Source organism: Deltaproteobacteria bacterium HGW-Deltaproteobacteria-4 (assembly GCA_002841765.1).
Classification (GTDB): Bacteria; Desulfobacterota; Desulfuromonadia; order Desulfuromonadales; family UBA2197; genus UBA2197.
The window spans coordinates 158,343-168,465 of the sequence record PHAV01000005.1; the positions used below are offsets into that span (position 1 = coordinate 158,343).

9 protein-coding genes and 1 pseudogene are annotated in these 10,123 nt (G+C 52.3%); 6 read left to right on the forward strand and 4 right to left on the reverse strand.

Features of this window, described 5'->3' with window-relative positions; translation table 11 throughout:
• Window positions 1-458 precede the first annotated feature (458 nt).
• The 6 genes from CVU69_04885 to CVU69_04910 all read left to right on the forward strand — a co-directional run bounded on the left by CVU69_04885 (window position 459) and on the right by CVU69_04910 (window position 7,462).
• On the forward strand, window positions 459-2,375 hold the full coding sequence (locus tag CVU69_04885) for a sulfatase (GenBank protein ID PKN13036.1): 1,917 nt from the start codon (window positions 459-461) through the stop codon (window positions 2,373-2,375).
• Between the two features lie 102 nt (window positions 2,376-2,477).
• Window positions 2,478-4,058: a phosphoethanolamine transferase gene (locus CVU69_04890; GenBank protein PKN13037.1), complete on the forward strand. Its 1,581-nt coding sequence runs from the start codon at window positions 2,478-2,480 to the stop codon at window positions 4,056-4,058.
• 56 nt (window positions 4,059-4,114) lie between these two features.
• A complete protein-coding gene (locus tag CVU69_04895) occupies window positions 4,115-4,501 on the forward strand; it encodes a diacylglycerol kinase (protein PKN13038.1) in 387 nt (128 codons plus the stop codon).
• Between the two features lie 2 nt (window positions 4,502-4,503).
• Window positions 4,504-5,178 (forward strand): DNA-binding response regulator, encoded by a 675-nt coding sequence (locus CVU69_04900; GenBank protein PKN13039.1) that lies wholly within the window; start codon window positions 4,504-4,506, stop codon window positions 5,176-5,178.
• A 3-nt stretch (window positions 5,179-5,181) separates the two neighbouring features.
• Window positions 5,182-6,576 (forward strand): hypothetical protein, encoded by a 1,395-nt coding sequence (locus tag CVU69_04905; GenBank protein ID PKN13040.1) that lies wholly within the window; start codon window positions 5,182-5,184, stop codon window positions 6,574-6,576.
• 319 nt (window positions 6,577-6,895) lie between these two features.
• The gene (locus CVU69_04910) at window positions 6,896-7,462 is read left to right on the forward strand and encodes a heme-binding protein (protein ID PKN13052.1); all 567 of its coding nucleotides are present in this window, start codon (window positions 6,896-6,898) and stop codon (window positions 7,460-7,462) included.
• 86 nt (window positions 7,463-7,548) lie between these two features.
• On the opposite strand, the gene CVU69_04915 is transcribed toward CVU69_04910, so the two are convergent.
• The 4 genes and pseudogenes from CVU69_04915 to CVU69_04930 form a co-directional block, all read right to left on the reverse strand.
• Window positions 7,549-8,181: a carbonic anhydrase gene (locus tag CVU69_04915; protein PKN13041.1), complete on the reverse strand. Its 633-nt coding sequence runs from the start codon at window positions 8,179-8,181 to the stop codon at window positions 7,549-7,551.
• Entirely contained in the window at window positions 8,178-8,684 is a 507-nt protein-coding gene (gene purE / locus CVU69_04920) for a 5-(carboxyamino)imidazole ribonucleotide mutase (GenBank protein PKN13042.1), read from the reverse strand. Before purE ends, CVU69_04915 begins: the two co-directional genes overlap by 4 nt.
• A gap of 125 nt (window positions 8,685-8,809) precedes the next feature.
• Window positions 8,810-9,700: a phosphoribosylaminoimidazolesuccinocarboxamide synthase gene (locus CVU69_04925; GenBank protein PKN13043.1), complete on the reverse strand. Its 891-nt coding sequence runs from the start codon at window positions 9,698-9,700 to the stop codon at window positions 8,810-8,812.
• Between the two features lie 82 nt (window positions 9,701-9,782).
• Window positions 9,783-9,964 (reverse strand): annotated as a pseudogene (locus tag CVU69_04930) (protease HtpX).
• Window positions 9,965-10,123: the final 159 nt, after the last annotated feature.

Sequence of the window (10,123 nt, forward strand, 5' to 3'; positions counted from 1 at the left end):
GCCTCAGTGAGATGCTGTTCGCGAATGTGTTCAGGCCTGTCGAGATCAGTAAAAGGTGCAGACGACCTTGACGATGCGGCTGTAACTGAGGCGCTCTTTATAATGAACAACGCTACGGGTATAACCTCTTAGTCCCACAGAATATTCCCTCAGTTTTAAAAAATTTACCCACCCCCACCTCCCTTGGCGACCACCCCCCGTCGTCGCCGCCTCGAATTTGTTTTGCATCAGAAAGACGTTCAGTGTGGGTGAGTTTGACCAGTGTTTGAGTAGGTCGAAACCGTCTGTTTCGCCTGGGTGCTGGTCTTTGCGTTTCAATAACACCTTTGCTCCAATCCATCCTTAGGAAAAATGACCAAAAGGTTATCTTCCGGTCATCCTGCCACAATCTCCGATCTTTACAATTCCTTCTCGTCAATCTGTTTACATAACCATTTTTCGAGAAAAGGCCTTTGTAAATGAAATCTTCCCGATTCCAGCTTGCCATTATGGGGGCTGCTGTGGCGCTACTGCTGTTCTTTATAACCCGCTTGACGCTACTCGTGATCAGTTGGCAGGACGTCGCACCTACGCTGTCTGATCTGGTTGAAATATTTGCCGCCGGACTGCTCTTCGACGTTGGTATTATTGTTTATATGCTGGTCCTGCCGGTTCTTTACTGCTGGTTGGTCCCGCAGAAAATCTGGGGGAGCCGTTGGCACGGCTATGCTTTGCGGTTGATGGTGTTCTGTGGAATTTATGCTGCGGCTTTTATTGCCGTCGCCGAATATCTGTTCTGGGATGAGTTTCGCGTCAGGTTCAATTTTATAGCCATCGATTACCTCATCTATCGCCGTGAGGTGACCGATAATATCCTTCAGTCCTATCCGATCATCCCGCTTCTTGTCTCCTTGTTAGCGGTTGCCCTGCTGCTCTATCAGCCTTGTCGTCCCTGGATCGCTAGGGCTTTGGAGAGCTGTGAAGTTCTCTCCCGACGCAGTCTGGTGGCCGGAATTTTCATGTTGCTGCCACTCTCTTCTTTCCTGACTTTGAACCAGACGATACGGCAGATTTCGGATAATACCTACCAGTGTGAGCTCGCCAGCAACGGGCCTTATCAGTTTGTGGCCGCCTTTCGCAATAACGAGCTGGATTTCGATCAATTTTATGCTCGCTTGCCTGCAAACGATGCGGATCGTCTGCTGCGCTCTGAATTGGCGGGACCAAACGTCCGTTTTATCAGTCGGGAACCCTTTGATATTCGCCGGGACATTGCGCAGATCGGGCCGGAAAAACGGCTGAATGTGATACTGCTCATGGTGGAAAGCCTCAGTTCCGACTTCCTCGGTTATTTCGGCAATGACCGGAAACTGACCCCGAACCTCGATCAACTGATCGGAGAGGGGCTTTTCTTCGCCAATTTTTACGCGACCGGAACCCGGACGACGCGTGGTCTGGAGGCTGTCACCCTGTCGATCCCGCCAACACCGGGTCATTCGATTATCAAGCGAATTGGCCGCGAAAGTGATCAGTGGTCGCTGGGAAATGTGCTCAATGCCAAAGGGTACAAATCTTATTTTGCTTACGGCGGGAGGGGGTATTTCGAAAATATGAACAGTTTTTTCTCAAGCAATGGCTACCAGGTTCTGGATCAGACAACGACCCCGGCGAGCGAGATTGGTTTCTCCAACGCCTGGGGGATGGCTGATGAAGACCTGTATTCTCAAGTGTTGAAAACCGCCGATCAAGAAAGTCAGCAGCAACAGCCATTTTTTATACATGTCATGACGACCTCAAATCACCGTCCCTATACCTACCCGGATGGACGGATTGATATCCCTTCCGGTACAGGACGTGATGGCGCGGTCAAGTACAGTGATTACGTCATCAGCGAGTTTTTACGTCAAGCGCGGCAACGGACCTGGTTTACCGACACCCTCTTTGTCATTGTCGCGGATCATCAGGCGGGGAGTGCCGGCAAACGGGCGCTGCCGATCGAACGTTATCATATCCCGCTCTGGATCTATGCTCCGGCCCACCTGCAACCGCAGGTCATCGATAGTCTGGCCAGCCAGATCGACCTGGCGCCAACCCTGCTCGGCCTTCTCAATATGAGTTATCGCAGCTGTTTTTTCGGGCAGGATATTCTGCAAAAGCCGGCAAACCGGGCGCTGATCGCCAATTACCAGAATCTTGGGCTGTTTGACGGCGAACGTCTGGCAATTCTCGAGCCGCGCCAAAAAATGCTGCTTCAGCAGGGGTTCAATAACAAAGAGATATCAGAGCATGCGGCCAGCGTTGCTGATCCTCTGGTTCGGCGCGATATCTGTTATTATCAGGGAGCGGCGTACGTATATGGCAACCGTATTAATTCATGGGCGGCACGCAACAAATAGTCTCGACCACCACGGCGGACGACTCTACTTCTCCGCCATAGAAATTTTCCGGAAGATTGCTGGTTCTTCCCGAGGCAACGGACCAGAGGTTAGGGATGCAAGATGAAAATCACAAGTAACAAGCTGATTATATTGACCGCTATTTTTATTGTTGCAGTGGACAATGTTAAGTTTTTTTCTGACCTGTCGAGGGTCTTTCCGTTCTCCATCGCCAATAGTGGTTTTTTGACCTCTACGGCGGTTGTTTTGATCAGCTTTCTGGTTGTGTTGTTCACGATTTTCAACACCAGGTTCACCCTGAAGCCTTTTCTGATTCTGACCATTTTGACTGCTTCGTTTACCAGTTATTTTATCAATACGTATAATGTCATTATCGATGACACGATGATTCAGAATGTCGCAGAAACCAGTATGAGTGAATCTTTTGATCTCATCAGCTTCAAGCTGCTGCTCTATGTGCTCGTTCTTGGTGTGATTCCAGCCCTCATTGTTTATCGTTGCAAGGTTGAGCATCACAGCTTTAAAATGGCCACCCTCTTGCGGTTGCTGACGCTGGCCGGTGCCGTTGCGCTGATAGTGGTCGTGATCCTTCCTTTTAGCGGATTTTATGCCTCATTTTTCAGAGAGCATAAACCCTTGCGATACAATACAAATCCGACCTATGCATTCTATTCCGCCGGGAAATATCTAACCAATACGGCTTTCGCCGGTGAAAGGCCGTTACAAAAAATTGGTCTTGATGCGCAACAGGAAGCAGCGTCCACCCCCCGTCGCTTAGCTATTGTCGTCGTCGGCGAAGCCGTGCGTGCCGACCGCTTTTCGCTCAACGGGTATGAACGTAAGACTAATCCCTTGCTGGAAAAAGAGGATATTATCAATTTCCCCGAGATGTATTCCTGCGGCACATCCACCGCCATCTCGGTGCCCTGCATGTTTTCAGCTCAGGAGCGGGCGAATTACAGCGACGGTCTAGCGAAGTCGACCGAAAACGTACTCGATGTGCTGGCTCGTGCAGGAGTTCAAATTTTATGGCGTGACAACAATTCGAGCTCGAAAAGTGTTGCCGACCGCGTGCGTTATGAAGACTTCCGAACCCCGGATCGCAATCCGGAATGTGCTGGTGAGTGCCGGGACGTAGGCATGCTGACGGGTCTCCAGGAATTTATCGATGGCCAAAAGGGTGACATCCTCATTGTTCTGCATCAGATGGGTAACCACGGTCCCGCTTACGCTAAACGCTATCCTGGGGCATTTGAAGTGTTCAGCCCGGTCTGTGCGAACAACCAGATTGAAGCATGCAGCAACGAAGAGATTTCCAATGCCTATGATAACGCTGTACTTTATACCGACTATTTTCTTGCGCAGGTGATCCGCCTGTTAAAAGAGAATGACCGTATGTTCCAAACATCCTTGATCTACATGAGCGATCATGGTGAATCCCTCGGGGAGGGGGGTCTTTATTTGCACGGTATGCCCTACTTTATCGCTCCAGAAGAGCAAAAACATGTTGCGGCTTTGATGTGGTTTGGTCCGTCGGCCAAAAACGCCATCCATACTGAAACCCTGCGACAGGTCGCCGGTCACAGTTTTTCGCACGACAATTTATTTCATACCCTGTTAGGGCTGATGAAAGTAAAAACTTCCGTTTATGTAGCGGAAAAAGATATTCTGGCCCGGCGCTGAAGTGTCTTCGCGCTGGAAGTTGACATCAATTTCAGAGGAATAGTCAGGGGCTTGAGATGAAGAAAAATACCGGGTTGAAGCGTATCTTTCTGGCTGGAGGTTACTCTCTGGCAGGACTATCTGCGGCTTATCGTCAGGAAGCGGCTTTTCGCCAGGAGCTGTTGTTGGCCGTCGTTCTCATTCCACTGGCCTGTTGGCTGAGGGTTGCCCCCCTAGAACGGATGCTGATGATCGCCACTCTGCTGTTGGTGTTGGTCGTTGAGCTGCTCAATTCCGCCATCGAGGCTGTGGTCGACCGGATTGGTTCTGAACACCACGAGCTGTCCGGGCGGGCTAAAGATATGGGTTCAGCAGCCGTACTGATCAGTTTGCTTTTAACCGTCTATGTTTGGGGGACGGCCACTTGGCCTTTGCTGCAGACTTTTTTGATCCGGGAAAGGTGACAATGCGAATACTGCTGGTTGAGGATGATGATCGTACAGCCCAGTTTGTCAGGCGGGGATTTACTCAGGCCGGGTTTGCTGTCGATCGTGCCGCTGATGGCCTGGAGGGGCTTTTTATGGCTCAGGAAGTTGCTTACGATGCCGCCATCGTCGATATCATGTTGCCGCGCCTGGATGGTTTGGCACTGATTGAGCGCCTGCGTAAACAGCATATCAATACGCCGATCATTGTACTGAGCGCAAAAAAATCCGTTGATGAACGGATCCTCGGCTTACAGACCGGCGGGGATGACTATCTGGTCAAGCCCTTTGCCTTTACTGAACTGCTGGTCAGGGTGCAAACGCTGCTGCGCCGCAGTCAGGCTCAGGAAGAACCAACGGTCTTGAGTGTCGATGACCTGACACTGGATTTAGCGAAACGCAAAGTTCAGCGCGGCGGGATAGCGATCGAGTTGCAGTACCGGGAATTTTCACTGCTGGAATACCTGATGCGCAATCATGAGCGGGTTGTCTCCAAAACCATGATTATGGAGCACGTCTGGGACTATAGTTTCGATCCCGAAAGCAACGTGGTTGAATCCCGCATCTGTCGCTTGCGCGAGAAGATCGATCTGCCGCAGGCGAACAAGTTGATCCATACCGTGCGCGGGGCCGGCTATGTCCTGGAGAGGAGATAGCTCATGTTCCGGACTTTGGCTGCCCGGCTGACGCTGCTTTATGCGCTGCTCTTCTGTCTGTTGTCGCTGATTGTTTTTGTTGTGGTCAGCAAGAGCCTTGAAGCTCGTTTGCTGGGCATGGTTGACCTGGAACTTAGGGAAGAAGCAGAAGAATTTGCTAATATACTCAAGGTTGGCGGATTGTCCGTATTGAAGCAACAAGTCCAACTGGAAAGTGAGGGTGAGGATGTTGGAGAAATATTCATCCGCGTCTTCGATGTTGAACATAATAGTATTTCCTCAACTGATTTGAAGGCCTGGCCGGTTTTACCGGACGATTTTGATCTCTCGCGACAAGCTAAGGACGGCTGGTTTGAGACCCTGTCGGACCCTGCCTATGCAAATTCAGTGAGGATCTATAGCCGGCCACTCGGCGATAGTTATACTTTTCAGATGGGCACTTTTTTGTCAGAAAACGAAATACTGATGGAGCACTTTCGCCGGACGTTCGCTACGACTTTTAGCGCCGTGCTCCTGCTGGGCGTGACCATCGGTTTTTTTGTTGCCAGGGGAGCGTTGACCGGGGTGCAAAAAGTGCGGGAGGCTGCCGATCGGATCAGTTGCGGCGATCTGACCGGGGAAATCACTTTTCAGGATCGAGCCGAGGAGATCAACAGCTTGATCTCCTCGGTCAACCATATGCAGAAAAAAATCAAAACATTGATTCAAGAGCTTCAGGATGTGACCAATAATATCGCGCATGATCTGCGCAGTCCTGTCACGCGGATGCGTGGACTGGCGGAAACAAGCCTCACCGGAGAAGAGACGCTGGAAGACTATCGCGGACTTGCGGGGGCTGTTGTCGAAGAATGCGACAGCCTGGTCGGGGTCATCAATACTATGCTTGAAATTGCCGAGACTGATGCCGGGGTCAAGCCCTTGGTTTTACAGCCCGTTGATGTGGCGGAAATTGTCCGGGATGTCGTTGAATTGTACTCAGTGGTTGCCGAAGACAAAGAGATTCATGTAGCGTTGAAAATCACCGCTCAGCCTTTAATCGTAGAGGGTGATCGCAGGCGTTTGCAGCGCGCTTTTGCCAATCTCCTGGACAACGCCCTCAAGTTCACACCGATGGGGGGGCGGGTGCTCCTGGATGCCAGGCAGGATGAGGAACGGGTGGTGGTTTCCGTGACGGACAATGGCATGGGAATCAGTTCTGTCGATTTGTCCCATGTCTGTGAACGTTTTTACCGAGCCGATCGTAGTCGTTCGTCGCCGGGTACGGGACTGGGACTGAGCCTGGTGCAGTCCATCGTCCGGGCGCATGCCGGCGATCTGCAGCTTGTCAGTGATGAAACTACTGGAACACAAGTGACCATTCGCCTGAATGCCAGTGGGAACAGGCAAACAGTCTCTTGATGTAGCGCAACTTCACCATCGGACACGAAGGACTGTCAAAAAGATTAGGGAAGAAAATCCCACACCTGTCCCGTGCAGGTATTTCAACAAAGTTGAGGAGGAAATAATCGTGGATACCGCCACAGAGAGAAAACTTGTTATGGCTGTCGGTTTGTTGGGGATGATCGGCTGTACCGGAGGACGTTCGCAAACCCTGGGTGCACTGAGTCTGCTGATCGAAGATGGGAAAAGCAGATTAATGCCGGATGCGGTTATCAGTCGTGGTTTGAGACGCCTTATGGCCATCACGTTATTCATGCTCATAGGAGTGACCAATGCCATGGCAACAGAGGAAGCCCCGTACACGGTTATAAAAACGGACGATATTTTTGAGCTGCGCGAGTATGCACCCCAGGTTCTGGCTGAAATCATTGTTGACGGAGACCTGGAAGGTGCCGGAAACAAAGCCTTCAGGCCGCTGTTTCGCTACATCTCCGGTGAAAACAGATCACGTGACAAGATTGCTATGACGGCTCCTGTTTCGCAGGAACCGAAGGGAGAAAAAATATCCATGACTGCTCCGGTCAGTCAGCAGAGGGCCGAGGGAAAATGGGCCGTCAGTTTCATGATGCCCGCCTCATACACCATGGAAACACTGCCGGTTCCCGATGATCCAAATATCAAACTACGGCAGATTCCTGCCCGTCGGGTGGCCGCTGTTCGATATTCCGGTTTCTGGAGTGAGGGGAAGTATCTGCGCCACAAAGAAAAACTGGAAGAATGGATCAACGATAACCGTTTTACCGTTATCGGAGAAGCGGTCTGGGCCCGCTACAACGCTCCCTTTATGCCGTGGTTCATGCGTCGCAACGAAATCCTGATACCAGTAGCTGCTGATGCTCACTGATTCAGCCGGTGCTTCGATCTCGATGTCAATGCATTCGAGGTGGGAGCCGCCGGACACGGAAGCCCTTCGCCACGATCGGCGTATCGCTATCCAATGGCTTCAAAGCTACCAACCCCGGGGCTATAGCTGTAAAGCTGCCCGATGCTGATATCAAAATACCACCCATGCAAATGGAGATTTCCCGCCTCAACGCGTTCACTGATCCACGGGAAGGTGAGCAGGTTTTCCAGCGAGACCAGAATGGCCGCCTGCTCGCAGGCCCTGCTTTGCTTCGCCGGTTCCTTGCCCGGAAGTTCCTTGAGCACTTGTGTCTTGGCCCGTTCGGCAATCTGCACCCAGGGGCCGATAAACTCTGCCGACCGGCCGTTTGAAATGCCATGCATGAGAGCGCCGATACCGCCACACCCGGAGTGACCGAGGACGATGATACGCTCGACCTCCAGGTGGCAGACCGCATATTCCAGGGCAGCGCTGACCCCGTGATGATGGTTGTCGTTCTCGCACGGGGGAACAAGATTGGCCACATTGCGCACCACGAAGAGTTCACCCGGAGCGCAGCCGGTGAGTATGGCCGGATCGACCCGCGAATCGCTGCAACCGATGACCAGCACCTTCGGATTCTGCCCGTGTTGAAGCGGAGCGAACCTCTGCTCGTCCTGATCGAAATAATGTTGCTGAAACCTCTTGAAGCCGGCAATAAAGTGATCTATATCCTTCATTTTCCTTCTCCGAGTTGCTGTTGCAATGACGCTGATTTGGCCAGTAAGTTCTCCCGGGTTTCCTGTCGGAAGGTTTCCAATCGTTGTGCAATTTCCGGATGCTTGATAGAGAGGATTGAGCAGGCGAGATAAGCGGCGTTCCTGGCCCCATCCACCGCCACCGTCGCCACTGGAATGCCCGGCGGCATCTGGACAGTTGAATAGAGGGCATCCACTCCGCCGATAGCGCCGGAGGCCAGCGGCACACCGATAACCGGCAGGGTCGTTTTGGAAGCAACCACTCCCGCCAGATGGGCGGCCATGCCAGCTCCGGCAATCAGCACTTCGATGCCGCGCGCCCTGGCGGAGCTGGAGTATTCAGCGGTCTTATCCGGCAGACGGTGTGCCGAACAGATATCCATCTCGCAGGGGACTCCCATTTCCTTCAACACTTCTGCCGCTTTGCGCATCACCGGCAGATCGCTGTCACTTCCCATCAGGATGCCAACCAAAGGTTTTTTCATTACGTTCTCCTTTTTTTAGCGGTCTCTAAACACTGTTCAGGCTTGTCGCCCGCTGAATGCGATCCCTGACGGCCCTCCACGGGCCGCCATCCCGGAATCCCCGGCTCCAAACGATTCGGCTGAATTCACTTCCCCGTCCCGGTAAGCCGAACCAATGCCTCCATATATTTTTCGCCGGTTTTCCGGACAATCTCATCCGGCAGTGGCGGTGGCGGGGCGGTTTTGCCCCAGTCGAGAGTTTCCAGGTAATCCCGCAGGAACTGCTTGTCAAAACTCGGCTGCGCTCCGCCAGGCCGGTAGCTGTCACTTGGCCAGAAGCGTGAGGAATCCGGGGTCATGCATTCATCAATAATGATCAGTTCGCCGTTATGGATGCCGTACTCGAACTTGGTGTCAGCGATGATGATCCCCTTGGTGGCGGCGATGTCACGGGCCCGCTTGTAGATGGCGATGGTGACATCCCGGATCTTTTCGGCCATTTCCCGCCCAACCAACTCCACGCAGCGGTCAAAAGAGATGTTCTCGTCATGCTCTCCAAGCTCAGCCTTTGTGGATGGAGTGAAAATAGGTTCCGCCAGTTTGGCCGATTCCAGCAGTCCTTGCGGCAAGGGGAGGCCGCAGATGGCGCCGCTCTTTTGATAGTCCTTCCAGCCGGATCCCGAGATATAGCCTCTGACGATACACTCAACCGGCAGAGGCTTAGCCTTTCTGACCAGCATCGAGCGCCCTTCCAGAATATGGGCGTATTTGCGGCACTCGGCCGGAAAATCCTTCACATCGGTGGAAATGATGTGGTTAGGGATGATCTCTTCCATCTGGCGGAACCAGAATGCGGAGATTTGCGTCAAAACATAGCCCTTGTCGGGGATGCCCTCGCCCATGATCACGTCAAAGGCGGAGATGCGGTCGGTTGTGACGATCAGCAGGGTTTCACCAAGGTCATAAATGTCGCGGACCTTGCCGCGCGCGGCCAGTTTAAGATCGGGAAAATCGCTTGAAAGAAGAATGGCCATGATGTTCGTTATCCTTTCGGTGTAAAGACGTTAATTTTCATGCTGATATTTGAACGGAATAGGGGTCTCTGCGGCCGTTGCGGTTGATGTCTCGGGCGCAGTACATCTTGAGTATGATTTTCCGGAAAACCAGAAGGAGAAGAAGCTCATGGCGAGGACCATGAAGAAGGCGAAGATGATACCGGCTTTGCCGCCGGCAGCGCTGCCCATGAGGATGATAAGTACAGTAAGAAGGGAGAGAAGCAGAGTGGACTTGATGTGATTCATTATTTCTCTTACCTCCAGGGACGTGTTTAGTTCCTGTTCAAGAACTAAGGTGTCGCCGGGGGTGGGCCTGTAAAGGATTTTGTGTAAATGGGTTTGTCGGTTAATAAGTCGGCATCCTGTCGCCGAAGATGATCGTAAACTGATTGAGTGCCGATTTCC